Genomic DNA, 19281 nt, shown 5'->3' with positions numbered 1-19281 from the left:
AGCGGACGGGCCGTGGTGCAGGCGCCGGGGGGCCGAGGGGGTCAGGGGCTGCCGGTCAGCCGACGTGTACGCGCGGGCGGCGCGAGCGGTCCGGCTCGGCCTCGCGCAGCACCTCGCGGGTGACCGGCGCGACCTCGCCCTGTCCGAACAGGAAGAACCGCAGGAACTGGGCGAAGGGGTTGCCCTCGGTCCACTCGAAGTAGAGGTGCGGCCGCTGCCCGGTGCGGTCCCGGACGGTGAGCGCCAGCGCGGCGATCGCGTTGGAGATGCTGGAGCTCTCCAGGGTGAGCACCCGGTAGCGCCCGTGCAGGACCTCGCCCCGGACGGTCAGCGCGGACTCGAAGTCGGAGGCGTCGCGGACGGTCACCTCGACGAAGACCAGGTCGTCCTCGCCGGGGATGTCGTTGTCGGCGCGGATCTGGCGGATCTTGTCGCGGTACTCGGCGTTGTCGCGGTGGCTCGGCTCGTTGGCGATCAGCCGCAGCGGACGGTGCGCGTAGTCCCTGATGAAACGTTCCGCCACATCGTCCAGCTCCACGTTCGTGACCCGCAGCTCGAAGGCCCGGCGCAGCCGGGAGAGCAGCGAGACCAGGATGATGCCGGCGATGAAGCAGGCGCCGATCTTCAGACCGTCCGGCCGCTCCATGCAGTTCAGCACGGTGGTGTAGAGGAAGATCGCGGAGATCGCCGCGAAGGCGACGGTCCAGCCCCGCTCGCGCTTCTTGTGCGCGGCGATGGTGACGGCGATGGCCGCCGAGCTGATCAGCACCAGCACACCGGTCGCGTACGCGCCGCCCTGGGCGTCGACGTCGGCGTCGAAGATCCAGGTGACCAGGAAGCCGATCAGGGTCAGCACCATCACCATCGGCCGCACCGCGCGCGCCCAGTGCGGCGCCATGCCGTAGCGCGGGAGGTAGCGGGGCAGCAGGTTGAGCATGCCCGCCATCGCGGAGGCGCCGGCGAACCAGAGGATCGCGATGGTGGAGAGGTCGTAGACGCTGCCGAAGGCGCCGCCGAGGTACTGGTGCGCCAGGTAGGCCAGGGCGCGGCCGTTGGCGTCGCCGCCGGGCTTGAACTGGTCGGCGGGGATGAGCAGCGTGGTGATGAAGCTGGTGGCGATCAGGAAGCAGCTCATGATCACGGCAGACGTGGTGAGCAGCTTGCGGGCACCCCGGATCCGGCCGGTGGGCTTCTCCTCGGTGTCGTCGGGGTCGCCCTCGATGTGCGGCATCACCGCGACGCCGGTCTCGAAGCCGGACAGGCCGAGCGCCAGCTTCGGGAAGGTCACCAGAGCCACGCCGACCATCACGATCGGGTTGCCGTGCTGGACGGTCAGCGCGTCCGTCCAGTCGGTGACCACGTGCGGCGCCTCGATGATCTTCCAGAGGCCGACGGCCACCACGACCACGTTCAGCGCCAGGTACACCCCGACCAGGGCCACCGCCAGGCCGATCGCCTCACTGAAGCCCTTGAGGAAGACCGCGCCGAGCAGCGCCACCAGGACCAGCGTGATCAGCACCTGCTTGCCGCCGAGCATGCCGGTCAGGTGCGGGTTCTCCACCAGGTGCGCGCTCGCGTCGGCGGCGGACAGCGTGATGGTGATCAGGAAGTCCGTCGCCGCGAAGCCGAGCAGCGCGAGGACGAACAGCTTGCCCTTCCAGAACGACAGCAGCCGCTCCAGCATCGCGATCGAACCCTCACCGCGCGGGCTCTCCTGGGCCACCCGCCGGTAGACCGGCAGCGCGCCCAGCAGGGTGACGACCACCAGCACGATGGTGGCGATCGGCGACAGCACACCCGCGGCGAGGGCGGCGATGCCCGGCTGGTAGCCGAGCGTCGAGAAGTAGTCCAGGCCGGTCAGGCACATCACCCGCCACCAGCGCTGGCCGGCGTGCGCACCGTGCGCGGCGGATTCCCCCGCCGCCGCGCCCTCGTGCGACGCCTCCGGGCCGCCGGCCGCCTCGGACCGCTGCGCGGGCTTCTCCGCGCTCACGTCCTCCAGCAGCCAGCTGCGCAACCGTATTCGCGCCGACGGAGACGCCGCCACCGGCTTCTCAGTCGACCCCGTCGAACCCGACGAAACCACCTTGCACCTCTTGTTTAAAGACCCCGTAAAAGCGCCGTCGGGCGACGGCAGTGCGCCAGGCTATGCGACCACCGTTAAGGAGATGTCATCGGCCCGCGTTAAGAAAACGTCATGAAGGCGCAGGTCGGCGTGGGTGGCACGGTGCAGTGGTCCGGGTGCGGGACCCGGCGGCGCAGCGGGCGGACCCCGAGTCGCCGGGCGGCTCGGGGTCCATCGGGGCAGCTCGGGGTCCATCGGGGCAGCTCGGGGTCCGCCGGGGCGGCTCGGGGCGCGGGGGCGCCGGCGGACCCCGCGCTCAGGCCCGGTAGCCGAGGACGGTCATCATGCCCGCCTCCGCGTGGTACACGTTGTGGCAGTGCACCATCCACAGCCCCGGGTTGTCGGCGTCGAAGTCGACGGCCAGGGTCGTGCCCGGCAGCACGATCGCGGTGTCCTTGCGCGGGCCGTCGCCGGGCAGCGCGAAGCTGTGTCCGTGCAGGTGGACGGGGTGCCACATGCTCGTGCTGTTGCGGAACTCCAGCCGCACCCGCTCGCCCGCGGCCACCGGGTAGCGCTGCGCCGGGTCGTACCGGCGGCCGTTGAACGCCCAGTCGGCCTTCGCCATGCCGCCGGTGAGCTCCAACTGCACCGCGCGGTCAGGGGACTTGGCGGGCAGTCGGACACTCGGGTCGGCCTTGAGCTGCCCGGCGGTGACCAGCCGGCCGTCCAGCTCGGCCGGGCGCACCGAGGCGTCGGGCGCGGCGCCACCGCCGGTGCGCAGCACGGCCAGCGCGGTGGCGTTCTTGCCCTCGGCGAGCGCGGTCAGCGGGAAGACGCCGTCCTTGGCGGTGACCAGGACGTCGTAGCGTTCGCCCATGCCGAGCAGCAGCGCCTGGGTGGTGGCCGGTTCGACCGGGAAGCCGTCGGTGTGGGTGACGGTCAGCTCGTGGCCGCCGAGGGCGACCCGGTAGGCGGTGTCGCCGCCCGCGTTGATCAGCCGGATCCGGATCCGGTCACCGGGCTTGGCGGTGAAGGTCTCGGGCGCGGTGGCGAGGCGGCCGTTGACCAGGTGGAACGGGTAGGCGACGTCGCCGGCGTCGCCGCCGAGCAGGGGGCTCCGGGCGCCCATCAGCATCCGGGCGGGGCCGGCGGCTGCGCCCGCCGTACCGCCCGCGTCCGTCCCGGGCATCGTCGGCATTCCCGTCATCCCCGACATGTCGTGGCCGGAGTTGCCCGAGCCGCCCGAGTGGTCCATCCCGCCCATGCCCTTGGCGAGTTCGGCGAGGACCGCGTCCGGGGTGCTGCCGTCGATGCCGTCCACCCAGTCGTCCAGGACGACGACCCACTCCTTGTCGTAGCGCAACGGCTCCTTCGGGTCCTCGACGATCAGCGGCGCGTACAGTCCGCGGTCCTGCTGGACGCCGGAGTGCGGGTGGAACCAGTACGTGCCCGGCTGGGCGAGCGCGAAGCGGTAGTCGAAGGAGGCGCCGGCCTTGACGGCGGCCTGGGTCAAGCCCGGCACGCCGTCCATGTCGTTGCGCAGCGCGAGGCCGTGCCAGTGCAGCGAGGTGGGCTGCGGCAGGTGGTTGGCGAGGGTGACGGCGAGCGTGTCGCCGACGGTGGCGCGGACCTCCTGGCCCGGCAGACGGTCGCCGTACGCCCAGCTGCGGACGGTGCGGCCGCCGAGGTCGAGGGTGGTCTCGGTGGCGGTGAGCATGATCTTCCGCTCCGGGCCGGGGTTGCGCTTCGCCTCGGCGGCGGCGACCTCGGGACCGTTCGGGGCGACGAATCCGGCGGGGGCGGCGGAGGCCGGGGCGCTCGCACCGGCCGTGGCGCCGGTGGCGCCGTGGTTCATGGACGCGTGGTCCATGCCCTTCATCGAGTCGGACGAGCAGGCGGTGAGCAGGCCGGTCCCGGCGGCGGCGAGCGCGGCGCCGAGGACGGTACGACGGGTGGGTGTACGCATGACGGAGTGCACCTCGTGCGGTGGTGGTGTGGGCGTGCAGGACGTCGCGTCAGCCGTTGCCCGCGCGGGCGCGAGCGCTTCGGAGCGCCCGCGGGCACGGGACGGCGGGCGCGCGCCTACTGACGCAGCACCGAGAGCCGGGCGAGGAGTATCCGTCCGCCCCCGGGCGGGGGCAGCGCGCGGACGGCCCGCAGCAGGCGGGCCCGCACGTCGGCGGCCGCGTCGCCACGGCGGCGCAGCAGCGGGCCGGCGGCGAGCAGCACCAGGGTCCAGCCGGCGAGGACGGCGAGGCAGACCGTCATCGGGTCCATGCCGCCGGCGGAGGAGGCCGGGTCGGCGGTCGCGGACCGGACGGGCTCGGCAGGTCCGGGCCGGCCGGCCATCACGTGGTGTTCCGGCGGCTGCTGCGCCGCGACCGCACGAGGCCCCGGATCCCCGTGCCCGCCGTGATCCGCGTACCCGCCGTGTCCGCCACGACCCCCGTGTCCACCGGTCGGATGGCCGAGCGTGTGCATCGTCACGACACCGAGCAGCAGCGCGGCGAGGAGCAGCAGGCGAAGCGCCCACGGCACCGGGGGACCGAACGGCTGCCGCTGCGCCATCCTCCGCCTCCCGACCGCTTCCGCTTCCACTTCCGCCCGCATGTACCCCCGCAGGGTATCGCGAACTGGGGCGGCGGGCCGACTCGGAGTCAACTCCGTTCACCCTCTTGGCAGGTGCAATTTCACATTGCTATGTTACGGCTCACTCGAGGGCGCCCCAACCCCGCAACGCCCGCCCTCGCCTCCCCCGGCAGTCCCGGGCCGGAACCCACGGCACTGCCGCCGCGCACCGCCCTGCCACTTCCCCTCCAGGAGATTCGGTGTCAACTTCCCGCGTTGCCAGGCGAGTCCTGCTCGCCTCCGCCATGGCCGTCACCCTCACCCTGCCCACCCTGCAGACGGCCCAGGCCCTCACCCCGACACCCCCGACCACCTCCCCCTCCGCCACTGCCTCCACCACAACGGCCGCTGCCAACCCCACCCCGGCCGGCCCGGCCACCCCGGCCACGGCCGACCAGCCCACCGCGTACGACGACGCCGAACACCTCGGCACCGCCACCGCCAAGCCCGGCGCCCCCGCCCCGGCCCCCGGCGGCGGCTCGCTCGGCACCGGCCTCGTCCCCGGCCTGCTGCCCGACCACGTCGGCGCCCCCGCCCCCACCGCCGACCAGGTGGCCGCCGCACCCTCCGCCACCGCACCGCGCACCGCCGCCGGCGTGCCCTGTACCGTCGACGGCTTCACCGGCCTCGGCGCCGACCAGCTGACCGCCTTCCTCACCGACCCGGCCGTCACCGCCGACGGCTGCCTGCGCTCCGTCCTCTGGACCTGGGACGCCCGCTTCACCACCACCATGGACAACGCCCACGTCCGGGCGGTCGCCGACCGGATCACCCAGCTGTCCGCCACCGACGACGGCACCGGCGCCTCACACCTCTACGAGCTGTGGACGTATCTGCACGCCACGGCCTACCACGCCTACGGCCACCACGAGTTGAACCTCGGCGACCCGGCCACCCTCGGCTCCGTCCAGCAGGCGATCACGGCGTACGCGGGCAGCGCGCACGCCTTCGACCGCACGGACCTCGCCGCGAACATCCTGCGTGAGACCGCTATCACCGCCGGCGCCGACGGCCTGCGCCAGCACAACCTCGGCCTCGCCCGGCGCATCCTGGGCGTCCTCGCCCCCGGTACCACCGTCGCCGACAGCGGCCCCTGGGGCAACGCCGTCCTCCAGGCGCTCAACCTCAACTACCTCGGCATCTACAACCAGGACCCGGCCTTCCTCGCCGCCGTCGCCGCCGACGCCGACTACCGCGCCGCGTTCCGCGCCTACGCCTCCTGGGGTCACCTCAAGGGCACCAAGAACGCCTGGGCCGCCCGCGACGCCGTCGCCGAGTACGGCCGCTTCGGGCAGGTCCCGGCCCTGCGCGACGCCACCCTCGCCGACCTCGGCCCGGTGATCGCCGCCACCAAGACCGCCTTCGGCGAGTGGTCCGACCCGTGGGCCAAGGCCATCGGCTGGGCCAACACCTACGGCGTCTGCAAGCAGTACGGCGTCTGCATCTCCGACCTGGAGACGAAGCTCTTCCCGCACACGTACACCTACGACAACGGCGCCATCGAGGTCCGCACCGCCCTCGACAAGGCCACCGTCGACCAGATGTACTACGCGAGCAAGCAGGTCAAGAGCCAGTACTTCCGCGTCCTCGGCACCGACCAGCCGCTCGCCGGCGACGTCAACTCCACCCTGCACATCCACCTGTACGCCTCGCGCGCCGACTACGAGGTCTACCAGCCGATCCTCACCGGCTACAGCACCAGCAACGGCGGCATGTACATCGAGAGCGGCGCCACCTTCTACACCTACCAGCGGCGCGTCCCGCAGGACTCGATGCTCACCCTCGAGGAACTGTTCCGCCACGAGTACGTGCACTACCTCAACGGCCGCTGGGCGGTGCCGGGTTACTTCGGCGACCCGCGCTGGTACGCCAACGACAAGACCACCGCGATGGACGAGGGCACCGCCGAGTTCTTCGACGGCTCCACCCGCGACCAGGGCATCCTGGTGCGCAAGTCGCTGGTCCGCAAACTCGCCGCCGACGAGGCCGCCGGCATCCCCCGGATGACCATCGCCCAACTCCTGCACGCCCGTTACACCGACACCCCGGCGTTCCACTTCTACAACTACGCCGGCACCTTCTTCGAGTTCCTCTGGCAGCAGCACCCCTCGCTGCTGCGCGAGATGTACGGCTACCAGCGCGCCGACGACCCGGCCGGCTTCGACGCCTGGCGCGACCGCGTCGGCGCCGACGCCGCCCTGCAGGGCGAGTACTCCGCCTTCCTCGACGCGCAGATCAAGAACGTCGACAACCTGTACGTCCCGTCGACCTCCTTCATAGCCGACGGCGCTCTCGACCTCTCCGACGCCTCCGACGTCCAGGACGAGTTCGCCGACGCCACCGGAGCCACCCCCACCTGCAAGAACAACGGCGACTGGGCGAACAAGCCGATGCGCTTCATCTGCACCGGCAAGATCACCGCCAACCTCTCCGACGCCAAGAACCCGGACAAGGTCTTCAAGGACATGTCCGACACCGTGGACTACTTCATCCTCACCCGCACCAAGAACGTCGAGGAAGCGAACAACCTCAACGACATGAACTGCAGCTTCGGCAAGGTCGACGTCTGGACCAACGGCAAGGCCGGAACCGCCGACTACACCTGCGAGGGACCGCTCCGCCGGTAGCCGACGGTTCAGCTGATTCCCGGGCGCGGTACGGACAGTGGGATCCGTACCGCGCCCGGCCCACATCCCCTCAACGCCTCGCTCAGTCCCCCCGCGCCTGCCGGACCGCCGCTGCCAGGTGCTCGCGGAACCAACGATGGCCCGGATCCGCCGAGTTGCGCGGATGCCAGGCCATCCCCAGTTCCAGCGGGGCGAGTTCGAGCGGGATCGGGAAGGTGCGCAGACCCAGCGCGGCCATCGTCTGCGGCAGCCAGTCCGCCAGGCCGAGCGTGACCAGGTCACTGTCCCGGGCCAGCAGCATCGCACTGGTGTGACTCGGCACCACCACCGCCACCCGGCGGCGCAGCCCGCGCTCGGCCAGCGCGGCGTCGATCGGCCCGAGCTGCTTGCCCCGCCGCGAGATGCCGATGTGGTCGGCCGCGGCGAAGCGCCGGGCGGTGATCCGCCCCTCGAACAGCGGATGGCCGCTGCGGGCCACGCCCACCAGCGGCGCCCGGACCAGCGGCCGGGTGCGGATCTCCGGATCCAACTGCCCGAGCACCCCCACCTCGACGTCCACCGGCCCCTGTCGCAGCGCGGGCCCGCCCTCCAGCGCCTCCGGCAGGAACAGCACGTCGACCTTCGGCGCCTCCGCGCGGATCCGCTCGGTCACCGGCCCGGCCACCCGGACCAGCACCACATCGCTGGTCTGCACGGTGAACGTCCGCTCCAGGTGCACGGGCGCGAACCCCGCCCCGGGCCGCAGCACGTTCTCGCAGCCGCGCAGCAACGCGCCCACCTCCTCCCGGAGTTCGAGCGCCCGCGGGGTCGGCACCATCCCCTGCCCGGCCCGCACCAGCAGCGGGTCCCCGACCGCGCGGCGCAGCCGGGCCAGCGTCCGGCTCACCGCCGCCGGCGAGGTGCCGAGCAGCTCGGCGGCCCGGGTCACACTGTTCTCCTGCAGCAGGGCGTCCAGGGCCCGCAGCAGATTGAGGTCCATCCATGGCTCCTGAGCTGCACTTTTGCGTTCTGGTCAACTATTCCCTGCCAATCCTTGCATGGTGTTGCCCGACCCGGGGCGCCGAGACTGGAAGCGTCCGCACGGAAACCCGCCGCAAGGAGCACCTGTGTCAACCGTCCGTACCGACCGTTCCCACCTCGCCGGTGACGTCCTCGCCGTCGTCAGCCAGAGCGGCCCGACCGTCTCCTTCTTCGACGCAGCCACCGACCGGCTCCTCGACACCCTCGAAGTCATCGCCGAGCCCCACGAGTTGTGCTTCGACCCGACCCAGCGGCTGCTCTGGTGCGCCACCGCCTACAACTCCGGCTACTACCACGCGCACAACGGCCGCCGCACCGAACTGACCGTGATCGACGCCGACACCCGCCGCGTCGTCGAGGTGATCGACCTCGCCCCCGAACACGGCCCGCACGGGCTGGCGTTGGACACCGATCACCGCCGCCTCTACGTCAGTGTGGAGGGCGGCCCGGACCGCCCCGGCGGCGTCGTGGTCATCGACACCGAGACCCGCCGCCCGATCGGCCGGATCGACACCGGCGCCCCCGGCCCGCACTGGTTCGCCATCTCCCCGGACGGGCGCACCGGCTTCGCCACCAACAAGGAGGCCTCGTTCGTCTCGATCGTGGACCTCGACCGGGGTGTCATGACCACCAAGGTCGAGGTCCCCGGGAGCGAGGGCCTCGCCGTCTCCCCCGACGGCACCCGGGCCTACGTCGCCGGGCCCTACCTCGGCTACGCAGCGCTGCCCGACGCGACCCCCGGTATCCGCGTGATCGACGCCCGGTCGGCCTCGGTCGTCGCCACCCTCCCCACCGAGTCCGCCGCCCTCCCGGTCCACCTCACCTCCACCGGCAAGCTCCTGGCCGGCGAGGTCCGCTCCGCGCCCGACCCCGACTCCAAGCCGGCCCGCCAACTCCCGGGCCGCCTCACCGTCTTCTCCGCCGACGACCACCGCCGCCTCGGCTCCGTCCAGGTCGGCCTCTTCCCCCTGACGATCACCTCCTCCCCCGACGGCCGCCTCGGCTACGTCTCCTGCGTCGTCTCCTCCACCGTCGACGTCATCGACCTCGACACCCTCACCCCCGTCTCCCGCCTCACCGTCCCCAAGCTCGCCGAACCCGGCGCCCACGGCCTGGCGTACCTCCCCCGCCCGGCCTGACCCCACGGCACGACGGCGGTGCCCCGGCCGACGGCCGTCGGACCGGGGCACCGGCATGCGAACCGGCCGTAGCTGTCCACTGGAGGCCGGTCGGCGGCCGAGGCCGGAGCGGCCGCGAGCAGCCCGCCGCCCACGACGATGGCCAGCGCACCGGCGGCCGACCCGAGACGGCGCATGACCGGCCACCCCGGCCGTCCCCGACTACCCCCGGAGAAGTGGTGACCGTCCAGTTCGGTACCGAGCAGGGATTCCAGCCGCGCGATCCTCTTGGACAGTGGCTGCAGCTCAGGAACGCTCGGTGAACGGGAGCAGCGTCGTGCCCCGCCCGGAGGACCGTCCGAAACACTGCCACGGAGAGAAGGAGGACAATCCACAGTTCCTCGAAGTCGGCCCCGCACACGTGGCCCTCCTTGGCGGCTGCCGAGGCCGAAGGAACCCCTACCTGAGGCTGGCACCCGGACCGCCCCCTGAGGAACAACCCCTGAGGGCGTAGACACGCTCGCCAGTGGGCATGGCACGGTCGTAGTGCAACGCCATCAGCCGTGAGAAGGTGCCAAGTATGAGTGCGGTGAAATTCATTCTCAATGTCATCTGGCTGGTTTTCTGCGGAATTTGGATGGCCCTGGCCTATATTGTCGCCGGAATTATCTGTTGCCTGCTTGTCATTACCATCCCATTTGGCATTGCGTCCTTTCGGATCGCCGGCTTCATCCTGTGGCCGTTCGGGCGGACGGCGGTCGAGCGGCCGGACGCCGGGGCCGCGTCCTGCGTCGGCAACGTCATCTGGCTGGTGTTCGCCGGGTGGTGGCTGGCCCTCGCACACCTGATCACCAGCGTTCCGCTGTTCCTGTCGATCATCGGGATCCCCTTCGGCTGGGCGAACCTCAAGATGATCCCGATCTCCCTGATGCCGCTCGGCCGCGAGATCGTCCACACCGACCAGGAGTGGGGCGCCCGGTAACCCCCACGACCCACGGACGGCCGGCGAGGCGGAAAGGCCGCGCCGGCCGTCGGCGTTTTCGGACGTACGAGCAAGCGGCGGTGCCCGGGCCGTGAGCGCTGGGAGGTGTGCGTCGTCACCGCGAACGGCGACGCGTTCGCCGAGGTGCCGGGCAGCGTCTGCTGCGTCGGCCGAGCGGCCGTCAGCGGCGGGCCGCCGCCTTTCGGGCGCCGTAGGCGGCGGCGCCGAGGGTGAGGACGGCGGCGCCCCAGAGGACCGAGGCGGCCGGGAGGGCGAGGGCCAGGGTGAGGCAGCCGGCCGCGCCGACGATCGGGACGGGCCTTGCCGGGCGGCCTTCGGCGGGGGTGAGGGTCCAGGCGGAGGCGTTGGCGACGGCGTAGTAGGCGAGCACGCCGAAGGAGGAGAAGCCGATCGCGCCGCGCACGTCGCCGACGGCCGCGACGACGGCGACCACCGCGCCGACCGCGAGCTCGGCGCGGTGCGGCACGCCGAAGCGGGGATGGACGGCGGCGAGGGGGTGCGGCAGGTGGTGGTCGCGGGCCATCGCGAGCGTGGTGCGGGAGACGCCGAGGATCAGCGCGAGCAGCGAGCCGAGGGCGGCGACCGCGGCCCCGGCGCGCACCACCGGGACCAGTCCGGGCGCCCCGGCGGCCCGGACCGCGTCGGCCAGCGGCGCCGCGGCGTGGGCGAGGCGTTCGGGGCCGAGGACGGCCAGGACGGCGAGTGCGACGGCGGTGTAGACGACCAGGGTGATGCCGAGCGCGAGCGGGATCGCGCGGCGGATCGTGCGCTGCGGGTCGCGGACCTCCTCGCCGAGGGTGGCGATGCGGGCGTACCCGGCGAAGGCGAAGAAGAGGAGGCCGGCGGCCTGCAGCACGCCGTGGAAGCCAGCGTCGGCACCGACCGCCCAGCGGGCCGTGTCCGCGTCGCCGCCGGTCAGGCAGGCCACGACCACGGCGGCGAGCACGGCCAGCACGACGGCGACGATCGCCCGCGTCAGCCAGGCCGCCTTCTGTACGCCGACGTAGTTGACCGCGGTCAGCGCCACGACCGCGGCGGCCGCGACGGCGTGCGCCTGGGCCGGCCAGACGTACGAGCCGACGGTGAGCGCCATCGCCGCGCAGGAGGCGGTCTTGCCGACGACGAAGCCCCACCCTGCGAGGTAGCCCCAGAACTCGCCGAGCCGCTCGCGGCCGTAGACGTACGTGCCGCCGGACTGCGGGTAGCGGGCGGCGAGCCGGGCGGAGGAGGTCGCGTTGCAGTACGCCACCACGCCGGCCAGCGCCAGCCCGATCAGCAGCCCGGACCCGGCGGCGGCCGCTGCGGGCGCCAGCGCGGCGAACACGCCGGCGCCGACCATCGACCCCAGCCCGATCACCACGGCGTCGAACACGCCCAGGTGCCGCCGCAGCTCACCCGACCCGGCCGCCGACCCCGGCGCCGCCCCACTCATCGACCTGCACCTCTCCTCGTCGGGCCCGGACGACGGCGCACGATACCGGAGGAAGTGGAACGGCAGTGGACGGGCGGGGGCGGGGACAGGGCGAAGGTGCAGGTGCGACGTCGATGCGGCGGCCAGGAGGTGAGGCGGCCGGTTGGTGAGGAGGTCAGTTGGTGAGGCGGGCCTCGAGCGCGCGGAGGTCCTTGGTGAGGGCGGTACGGACCTGGCGGGACATCAGCGGCGCGGCGAGCCGGTGGTGGACGGAGGTGCCGCCGCGGACGCGGATGCGGGCGAAGGTGCCGGCCTGGGTGGGTTCGAAGGTGTAGGTGACGTGCATGGGCATCGGCCCGGCGACGGAGACCATGTCGAGCATCTGCGGCGGGTGGTAGCCCGCCACCCGTAGCACGTAGTCGAAGCGCCGCCCGAGGAAGTGGGCGGTCCGGGTGACCTCGGCGCCGACGCCGAAGCCGCCGGTGTCGGCCTCCCGGGTGAGGGTGGCGTTGCGGATGCCCTGGGTCCACTCGTGGTCGTGGCGCCAGTCCATGGCGTAGCCGGCGACGGTGGCGGGCGGCAGGGGGATCAGGTGTTCCACTGTGACGTCGAGGGGCATGATCACACTGTCCCGCCGGGTGTGGGGGTCCGCTCTCCGGACTGGCCCGGTCAGCGGGCGCAGGGGCCGGCCGGCGCGGGGTCGGCGGCGTCGCCGTGCCGGTCGACGGGGTGCCGGTCGACGGGGTTGCGGGCGCAGGCGGCCGTGGGTCCTGCCGGGTCGGCGAGGGCGGGCGCGGCCGGGTACGCGAGGGCCAGGGCGAGGACCACGGCGAGGGCGGCGTCCGCGAGTAGCGAGCGGACCGGGGTGTGAGCGGTCATGGCTGGACTGTGCGCACCCCGACGGTGCCGCATTCTCCATGGCCCGCTCTTCCACCCACCCGGACGAGCGCACACCACCGGCACGCGCCGCCCCGCCATGCGACGCACCACCGGCCCGACGCAACCACCGGCCCGACGCAACCACCGGCCCGACGCACCACCGCCCCGGGGCGTTACAGCCCCAGGATCCGCAGCGCCGCCTCTCGCATCTCGACCTTGCGGATCTTCCCGGTCACCGTCATCGGGAACTCCTCGACCACGTGCACGTAGCGCGGGATCTTGACGTGCGCGAGCCGGCCGGTGCAGTACGCCCGGACGGCCTCGGCGGTGAGCGGTTCGGCGCCCTCGCGCATCCGGACCCAGGCCATCAGCTCCTCGCCGTACTTCGGGTCGGGGACGCCGATGACCTGGACGTCGAGGATGTCCGGGTGGGTGTAGAGGAACTCCTCGATCTCGCGCGGATAGAGGTTCTCGCCGCCGCGGATCACCATGTCCTTGATCCGCCCGGTGATGGCGAGGTAGCCGTCTTCGTCCATCACCGCGAGGTCCCCGGTGTGCATCCAGCGGGCGGCGTCGACGGCCTCGGCGGTGCGCTCGGGCTCGTTCCAGTAGCCGAGCATGACGGAGTAGCCGCGGGTGCACAGTTCGCCCGGCTCGCCGCGCGGGACGGTGCGGCCGGTGGCCGGGTCGACGACCTTGACCTCCAGGTGCGGGCCGACCCGGCCGACGGTGGAGACCCGGCGCTCGACCGAGTCGTCGACCCGGGTCTGGGTGGAGACCGGCGAGGTCTCGGTCATGCCGTAGCAGATGGAGACCTCGGCCATGCCCATCCGCCCGATGACCTCCTTCATCACCTCGCTCGGGCAGGGTGAGCCGGCCATGATGCCGGTGCGCAGGCTGCCGAGGTCGTGGCGCTCGAAGTCGGGGTCGGCGAGTTCGGCGATGAACATGGTCGGCACGCCGTACAGCGAGGTGCAGCGCTCGGCGGCGACGGCGGCCAGGGTGGCGCCGGGTTCGAAGGAGGGGGCCGGGATGACCATGCAGGCGCCGTGCGACGTGGCGGCCAGGTTTCCCATCACCATGCCGAAGCAGTGGTAGAAGGGCACCGGGATGCAGATCCGGTCCTGCTCGGTGTAGTTGAGCAGCTCGCCGACGAAGTACCCGTTGTTGAGGATGTTGTGGTGCGACAGGGTCGCACCCTTGGGGAATCCGGTGGTCCCCGAGGTGTACTGGATGTTGATCGGGTCGTCGGGGGCCAACTCGCCCTGGCGTTCGGCGAATTCCGCGGCCAGCGCCGGGGTGGCCCGTCGGCCGGCGGCGAGCGTGTCGTCCCAGGCCGGGCTGCCGATCAGCAGAACGCGCTCCAACTCGGCGCAGCGTGGCCTGACTTCCTCGACCATCGCGGCGTAGTCGGAGGTCTTGAACCGATCGGCGGCGACCAGCAAACGGATGCCGGCCTGGTTCAGCACGTACTCCAACTCGTGCGCGCGGTAGGCGGGGTTGACCGTGACGAGGACCGCGCCGAGCTTGGCGGTGGCGTACTGGGTGAGTGTCCACTCGGGGCAGTTGGGTGCCCAGATGCCGACCCGGTCGCCCTTGGCGATGCCGAGTTCCAGCAGGCCGAGGGCCAGGGCGTCGACGTCGGCGGCGAGTTCGGCGTAGGTCCAGCGGCGGGCGGTGGGGCGGTCGACCAGGGCGTCGCGGTCGGGGAAGGCGCGTACCGCGCGGTCGAGGTTCTCCCCGATGGTGTCGCCGAGCAGCGGGACGTCCGAGGTGCCGGAGGCGTAGCTGCGCGGGGTCGGCGTGGTCGGCACGTGGTGACTCCTGGGTACGGCGGGGCGGGTCGGGGACCATGGTCCCGGTCCACGGGCCACCCCGCCACCCCCGAACGGGGGTACCCGCGCACGACACGACGTGAGCCGGGCACGACGCGAGCCGGGCACAGCGCTGGGGCCGTCCGTCGTGCTCGACGGACGGCCCCAGTGCTCGGGTCACGCGTTGACGCAGGTGTTGCCGATGGCCGGGTTGGCGATGCCGAACAGGTTGACCGAGTTCCCGCAGACGTTGATCGGGATGTGGATCGGGATCTGGATCACGTTGCCGGACAGGACACCCGGCGAGCCGACGGCGACACCATGGGCGTTGGCGTCGGCGGCGGCGGTACCGGCACCGGCGAGCACGCACACCGCGGCGAGGGCCGGGGCGGCGAGGTAGGTGCGAAGACGCATTGCGTCACTCCTTGTGAGGGTGGCGAACATCCGTGTGACGATCACACTCGCACCGATCGAACTCGACGGCAGGCCGGGAGCGTCCGAATTGGTCACTCAGAGGGCGTGTCGCCGTCCCGCCCCGCCGGCGCGGGCCCGGCGGGCCCAGCCACGCTCAGTGATTCCAGCAGCTCCCGGGCCGGATGCAGCCCCGGCTCCGCCTCCAGGGCGCCGCGCAGCCGGAACCGCGCCGTCGCCTCGTCACCGGCCGCCAGGGCCTCCAGCGCCCGGTTGTAATCGATCCGACCGGCGTAACGCAGCCGGAACAGCGCGGACAGGTCCTCCCGGCAGGACGGGCAGCACAGACTCTGCGGGTCCGCCGCGACCTTGCACAGCGGGCAGGGCACCTCGAGGTCCGCCACGGCGCTCATCGCGGCCCCGCCTCCTCCGGGCGCACCGGGCCGAGCGACTCGGCGGCCGGCTCACTTCCGAGCTCGCGCTGCGCCTGCGCGTACAGGGCCAGCAGGTTCGACATGTGCTTGTTGACCTCCTCCATGTTGGGCGCCTCCACCGCGGCGTCCAGACCCCGCAGCTCGGCCATGATCAGCTGCCCCAGGGCGGGCGAGACCATGTTCTGGGTCACGTAGACGTTGCACATGGTGAGCATCCGCATGGTGTGGCCGAGCGCGTCGCACAGCTCGTCCGCGCGCTGGGCCGCGCGCATCGCGCCCTCCCAGTCGGCGGCCTCGCGGCGCAGCCGCAGCTCGGCGGAGACCGACCGGAGCCGGTCCAGGTCGCTCGGGTCGAGGTGCTTCTCGCAGTAGTGGATGAACAGGCTCAGGTACGCCTCCGAGCCGCGCACCCAGCGCTGGGCCTTGAGCTGGCGCTGGGCCCGCTCCAGCGCCTCGTCCACCGACTGGCCGCGGGTCTGGCCGGCCGCCAGGTCGTCCAGGGCGTCCATCAGCCGCTGGGCCTCGCGCATCTCGGCCTCGGTCAGCTCGCCGCCCCAGCGGTCGGTGAAGGTCTCGATCTGCCGCTGCTGCTCCTCGACCTGGACCTTCAGCTCGGGGTCCAGGGTGACCCGCTCCAGCTTGACGGTCTTCTCCGCGCCGCCCTGGATCCGTACGGACAGGGTGATGGTGCGGTCGCGGTCGAGGCCGAAGGAGACGTCGACCGGGGTACGGCCGCCGAGGCCCTCGGGCAGGCGCAGGGTGAGGTGGCCGATCAGCTCGTTCTGCTGGGCGATCTCGTGCTCGCCCTCGTAGACCGCGATCTCCAGCCGCTGGCGGCCGCTGCCGGAGACCACGAACTCCCGGCTGACCGGCGAACTGGTCGGGTAGCTGGAGTTCTTGGGGATGATGACGGCGAGGCGGCCGTCGTTGAGCTCGATGCCGAGGTTCTTCGGGGTGATGTCGAAGGGGTTGGTGACCTGCATCAACTCCCCGCAGCCGGTGCAGATTTCGCTGCCGGGCGGGCTGACCTGGCCGCAGGAGGCGCAGCGCAGGCCGACGTCCTCGGCGGCGGTGGAGATCACCTTGGTCTGGCCGGGGGCCGCCGAGTTGAGTGCCTCGCCGCACAGTTCGCAGGCGGTGACGCCGGGCGCGGCCGGGGTGCCGCAGCGCGGGCAGTTGTCGCTGCGCACCACGGTGGCGGCCTGCGCCTGCTTCGGGATGGCCGTGCCGCCGGCGCCCGAACCGGCCATGTCCTGGCCGCACTTGGGGCAGTCGGCGGCCTCGGAGTGGACCGGGATGTGGCAGGTCGGGCAGGAGACCCGGTCGCCGCCGAGCAGGGAGGTCGCGCAGTTGGCGCAGTTGGAGGCGGAGAGGTCGCCGGGGGCCCGGCACTCGGGGCACTCCACCTCGCCGACCAGCGCGGACTGCACGGCCGCGCCGAGCGCCACGCACTGCATCGGGTTGACGCCGCGCCGGATCCGGCGGGGGCCGAACACCTCGCCGAGCCGCCGCGCGACCAGCGGGATCGCGGTCGAGCCGCCGACCAGCACCACCTCGTCGATGTCCCCGACGGTCAGGTTGGCCTGCATGATGGCCTTGTGGGTCAGCTCGATGGTGCGCTCGATCTGGGCCTCGATCAGCTCCTCGAAGCGGGCGCGCTCGAACTCCGTCTCCAGCACCAGCTGTCCGGCGCCGAGGCCGGGCAGGATGACCTCGGAGGACTCCTGGTTGGACAGCTCGATCTTGATGGTCTCGGCGGTGGAGGCGATCTTCGGGCGGTCGCGCAGGTCGGGCTGGTAGTCCGAGCCGTACTCCTCGCGGATGTCCTCCAGCAGCGCGGTGGTGATCGCGCGGTCGAAGTCGTCGCCGCCGAGCAGGTTGTCGCCCTCGATGCCGAGCACCGAGACCGAGCCGGGCACCAGGAGCAGGATGGAGATGTCGAAGGTGCCGCCGCCGAGGTCGTAGACCAGTACGGTCTTGCCCTCGTCGCCCGCCTCCGAGGTGATCCCGTAGGCGAGCGCCGCCGCGGTCGGCTCGTTGATGATCCGCAGCACGTGCAGGCCGGCCATCCGGCCCGCCTCCTGGGTGGCCGCGACCTGCCGCTCGCCGAAGTAGGCGGGGACGGTGATGACGGCCCGGGGGAAGGGCTCGCCGAAGCGCTGTTCGGCGTCCTCCTTGAGCCGGTGCAGGATGATCGCGGAGATCTCGATCGGCGTGTAGGAGCGGCCGTTGAACCAGACGTTGACGTCGCCGTCGGTGCCCGCGGTGACCTTGTAGTCGACCTCCTTCAGGGCGGCCTGGACCTGCGGGTCCTTGAACTTGCGGCCCATGAAGCGCTTGACCGAGCGGATCACGTTGGCGCCGTCGATGGCGACCCGGCCGCGCGCGGTGGAGCCCACCAGCAGCTCGCCCTTGCGGCCGCTGCCGACCACGGAGGGCGTGGCCTCCTGGTTCTGCCGGTTGAAGATGATCTCCGGCTCGCCCCGGCGCAGGTGGGCGACCACGGAGTTGGTGGTGCCCAGGTCGATGCCGAGTGTGCGGTACATGTCGTTCCCCTCTTGCCCCTCGTGGTTCTGGCTACTTCTTGCGCTTGGCCCGCTTGCCCGCGACCGTGACCTTGCGACGGGCCCGGGGCGGGGCCGCCTTGGGCTGGGCGCGGACGGCTGGTGCGGCGGCGGATTCGGGCGTACTGGCGTCGGCGCTGTCGGGCGACACCGCCTCGGGCGTGTCCGGCTCGGCGGGTGCCACGGGCACGTCCAACTCGGCGGGTGCCACGGGCACGTCCGACTCGGCGGGTGCCACGGGCACGGCGGGCTCCTGCGCCGACTCCGGTGCGGCGACCACAACCTGGGCCCGCCGCAGCACTTCGTTCTCCCAGAAGAACCCGGTGACGACCGTCCGCACCACCGTCTCCGGTGCCACCCCCGGCCGGGCCTCGACGCCGACGATCTCGGCCAGATCCGGGTCCGCCGTCATGCCCTCCAGCCGCATCGGGCGGACCTTGGCCTTGGCGAGCCGGCCGAGCAGCCGTCGCCGGGTGGCCTCGATGCCCTCGCCGCGCCCGAGCGCGACCAGTTCGCGGTCCAGGCCGAGGGCGGCGAGCGCGTCGTCCACGTCGACCAGGATGCCCAGCAGTTCGCGCTGCTCGGCCCGGGCGGTCTGCCGCTGCTCGGCCAGTTTGTTCCCCAACAGGGATGCCCGGAAGAGCAGTTGGCCGAACTTCTGCTCCAGGTCGACATCCTCGACGCCAGTGGGGAGCTCCAGCCGCTGATGGCCGTCGAGCAGGGATGCGGTCGTTGCCTCGGTCACTCGGGTACCTCGATCTGCGGCAGCACGGACAGGTCGGCCGCGTAGCGGGCGGGGACGGGCGGTTCGGGGTCGGCGCCGCCCGGGGCGGGCTCGGCGAAGTCGGCAGCCAGCTCGGCACGGTGCAGGGCCAGCAGGGCGGGGACAGGCGGCAGCGGCGGGCGCTCGATCACCAGCAGCGGTTCGGCGAGGGCGGGCGCGAGCAGTTCGGCGGCCTGGCCGACGGGCTCCGGCGGGAGAGGCTGTTGGAGGTCCGACTCCAGCCGCCGGTCCGGGTTCCGCAGCAGCGCGGCGGCCTCCTGGATCTGCTGGCGGGTGTAGCGGGCCGTGCGCATCGCCGGTCCGACGGCGAGGTTGATCTCGCGCACACCGGCCGTGAGCGGGATGCCCAGGACCTCGTACGGCGACGGTTCAGGCAGTGGCATGGCGGGCGGTCTCTCTCCTCACGGCGACGGGGTCGATCGGTACGACGGGGACGCTCGGTGCAGCAGGTCGATCGGTACGGCCGGTCGATCGGTACGGCTGGGACGACGGTCGGACGGGCCGGTGGCGCGCACGGTCTAGG

General features: G+C 72.4%; 16 protein-coding genes. 3 read left to right on the top strand and 13 right to left on the bottom strand.

Annotated elements, in window-relative coordinates; genetic code table 11:
- Positions 1–55: 55 nt before the first annotated feature.
- The 3 genes from ACZ51D_RS11330 to ACZ51D_RS11320 form a co-directional block, all read right to left on the bottom strand.
- Positions 56–2023, bottom strand: coding sequence for an APC family permease (locus ACZ51D_RS11330; RefSeq protein WP_465617433.1), 1968 nt, complete (start codon positions 2021–2023; stop codon positions 56–58).
- A gap of 358 nt (positions 2024–2381) precedes the next feature.
- Positions 2382–4031, bottom strand: a complete 1650-nt coding sequence (locus ACZ51D_RS11325; RefSeq protein ID WP_465661974.1) for a multicopper oxidase family protein — start codon at positions 4029–4031, stop codon at positions 2382–2384.
- A 116-nt stretch (positions 4032–4147) separates the two neighbouring features.
- Entirely contained in the window at positions 4148–4633 is a 486-nt protein-coding gene (locus ACZ51D_RS11320) for a hypothetical protein (protein ID WP_465617373.1), read from the bottom strand.
- Between the two features lie 260 nt (positions 4634–4893).
- Between ACZ51D_RS11320 and ACZ51D_RS11315 the strand changes: the two genes are divergently transcribed.
- Entirely contained in the window at positions 4894–7320 is a 2427-nt protein-coding gene (locus ACZ51D_RS11315; RefSeq protein ID WP_465617371.1) for a collagenase, read from the top strand.
- 82 nt (positions 7321–7402) lie between these two features.
- Here the strand turns inward: ACZ51D_RS11315 and ACZ51D_RS11310 are convergent, their stop codons facing one another.
- Complete coding sequence (locus tag ACZ51D_RS11310; RefSeq protein ID WP_465617369.1) at positions 7403–8299, bottom strand: LysR family transcriptional regulator; 897 nt, start codon at positions 8297–8299, stop codon at positions 7403–7405.
- Between the two features lie 127 nt (positions 8300–8426).
- Here ACZ51D_RS11310 and ACZ51D_RS11305 point away from each other — a divergent pair, with 127 nt between their 5' ends.
- On the top strand, positions 8427–9479 hold the full coding sequence (locus ACZ51D_RS11305; protein ID WP_465617367.1) for a YncE family protein: 1053 nt from the start codon (positions 8427–8429) through the stop codon (positions 9477–9479).
- A 559-nt stretch (positions 9480–10038) separates the two neighbouring features.
- A complete protein-coding gene (locus ACZ51D_RS11300) occupies positions 10039–10440 on the top strand; it encodes a YccF domain-containing protein (RefSeq protein WP_465617365.1) in 402 nt (133 codons plus the stop codon).
- A 181-nt stretch (positions 10441–10621) separates the two neighbouring features.
- On the opposite strand, the gene ACZ51D_RS11295 is transcribed toward ACZ51D_RS11300, so the two are convergent.
- The 9 genes from ACZ51D_RS11295 to ACZ51D_RS11255 all read right to left on the bottom strand — a co-directional run bounded on the left by ACZ51D_RS11295 (position 10622) and on the right by ACZ51D_RS11255 (position 19141).
- The gene (locus ACZ51D_RS11295) at positions 10622–11893 is read right to left on the bottom strand and encodes an APC family permease (RefSeq protein WP_465617363.1); all 1272 of its coding nucleotides are present in this window, start codon (positions 11891–11893) and stop codon (positions 10622–10624) included.
- 154 nt (positions 11894–12047) lie between these two features.
- Positions 12048–12491 (bottom strand): SRPBCC family protein, encoded by a 444-nt coding sequence (locus tag ACZ51D_RS11290; protein ID WP_465617361.1) that lies wholly within the window; start codon positions 12489–12491, stop codon positions 12048–12050.
- Between the two features lie 50 nt (positions 12492–12541).
- Entirely contained in the window at positions 12542–12751 is a 210-nt protein-coding gene (locus ACZ51D_RS11285) for a hypothetical protein (protein ID WP_360492036.1), read from the bottom strand.
- A 173-nt stretch (positions 12752–12924) separates the two neighbouring features.
- Positions 12925–14565 (bottom strand): AMP-binding protein, encoded by a 1641-nt coding sequence (locus ACZ51D_RS11280; RefSeq protein WP_465617359.1) that lies wholly within the window; start codon positions 14563–14565, stop codon positions 12925–12927.
- Positions 14566–14742: 177 nt separating this feature from the next.
- Positions 14743–14979 carry a chaplin gene (locus tag ACZ51D_RS11275; protein ID WP_465617357.1) on the bottom strand — a complete coding sequence of 79 codons (237 nt, stop codon included), beginning with the start codon at positions 14977–14979 and terminating at the stop codon, positions 14743–14745.
- A gap of 92 nt (positions 14980–15071) precedes the next feature.
- Entirely contained in the window at positions 15072–15389 is a 318-nt protein-coding gene (locus ACZ51D_RS11270; protein ID WP_465617355.1) for a hypothetical protein, read from the bottom strand.
- Entirely contained in the window at positions 15386–17956 is a 2571-nt protein-coding gene (locus ACZ51D_RS11265; protein ID WP_465617353.1) for an Hsp70 family protein, read from the bottom strand. Before ACZ51D_RS11265 ends, ACZ51D_RS11270 begins: the two co-directional genes overlap by 4 nt.
- A 31-nt stretch (positions 17957–17987) precedes the next feature.
- Positions 17988–18719, bottom strand: a complete 732-nt coding sequence (locus tag ACZ51D_RS11260) for a nucleotide exchange factor GrpE (RefSeq protein WP_465617351.1) — start codon at positions 18717–18719, stop codon at positions 17988–17990.
- Positions 18716–19141 (bottom strand): hypothetical protein, encoded by a 426-nt coding sequence (locus ACZ51D_RS11255; RefSeq protein ID WP_465617349.1) that lies wholly within the window; start codon positions 19139–19141, stop codon positions 18716–18718. The genes ACZ51D_RS11260 and ACZ51D_RS11255 overlap by 4 nt, the downstream gene beginning before the upstream one ends.
- Between the last annotated feature and the right edge of the window lie 140 nt (positions 19142–19281).

Source organism: Kitasatospora sp. NPDC033851 (genome assembly GCF_055576085.1).
Note: the sequence above shows the minus strand (reverse complement) of the source record. Positions and strands in the feature narration are given on the sequence as shown.

Coding starts and splice junctions, on each gene's coding strand:
- ACZ51D_RS11285 (WP_360492036.1), bottom strand. CDS start 12,751: ATGACCGCTCACACCCCGGTCCGCTCGCTACTCGCGGACGCCGCCCTC.
- ACZ51D_RS11325 (WP_465661974.1), bottom strand. CDS start 4,031: ATGCGTACACCCACCCGTCGTACCGTCCTCGGCGCCGCGCTCGCCGCC.
- ACZ51D_RS11275 (WP_465617357.1), bottom strand. CDS start 14,979: ATGCGTCTTCGCACCTACCTCGCCGCCCCGGCCCTCGCCGCGGTGTGC.
- ACZ51D_RS11300 (WP_465617365.1), top strand. CDS start 10,039: ATGAGTGCGGTGAAATTCATTCTCAATGTCATCTGGCTGGTTTTCTGC.
- ACZ51D_RS11270 (WP_465617355.1), bottom strand. CDS start 15,389: ATGAGCGCCGTGGCGGACCTCGAGGTGCCCTGCCCGCTGTGCAAGGTC.
- ACZ51D_RS11290 (WP_465617361.1), bottom strand. CDS start 12,491: ATGCCCCTCGACGTCACAGTGGAACACCTGATCCCCCTGCCGCCCGCC.
- ACZ51D_RS11255 (WP_465617349.1), bottom strand. CDS start 19,141: ATGCCACTGCCTGAACCGTCGCCGTACGAGGTCCTGGGCATCCCGCTC.
- ACZ51D_RS11265 (WP_465617353.1), bottom strand. CDS start 17,956: ATGTACCGCACACTCGGCATCGACCTGGGCACCACCAACTCCGTGGTC.
- ACZ51D_RS11310 (WP_465617369.1), bottom strand. CDS start 8,299: ATGGACCTCAATCTGCTGCGGGCCCTGGACGCCCTGCTGCAGGAGAAC.
- ACZ51D_RS11320 (WP_465617373.1), bottom strand. CDS start 4,633: ATGGCGCAGCGGCAGCCGTTCGGTCCCCCGGTGCCGTGGGCGCTTCGC.
- ACZ51D_RS11295 (WP_465617363.1), bottom strand. CDS start 11,893: ATGAGTGGGGCGGCGCCGGGGTCGGCGGCCGGGTCGGGTGAGCTGCGG.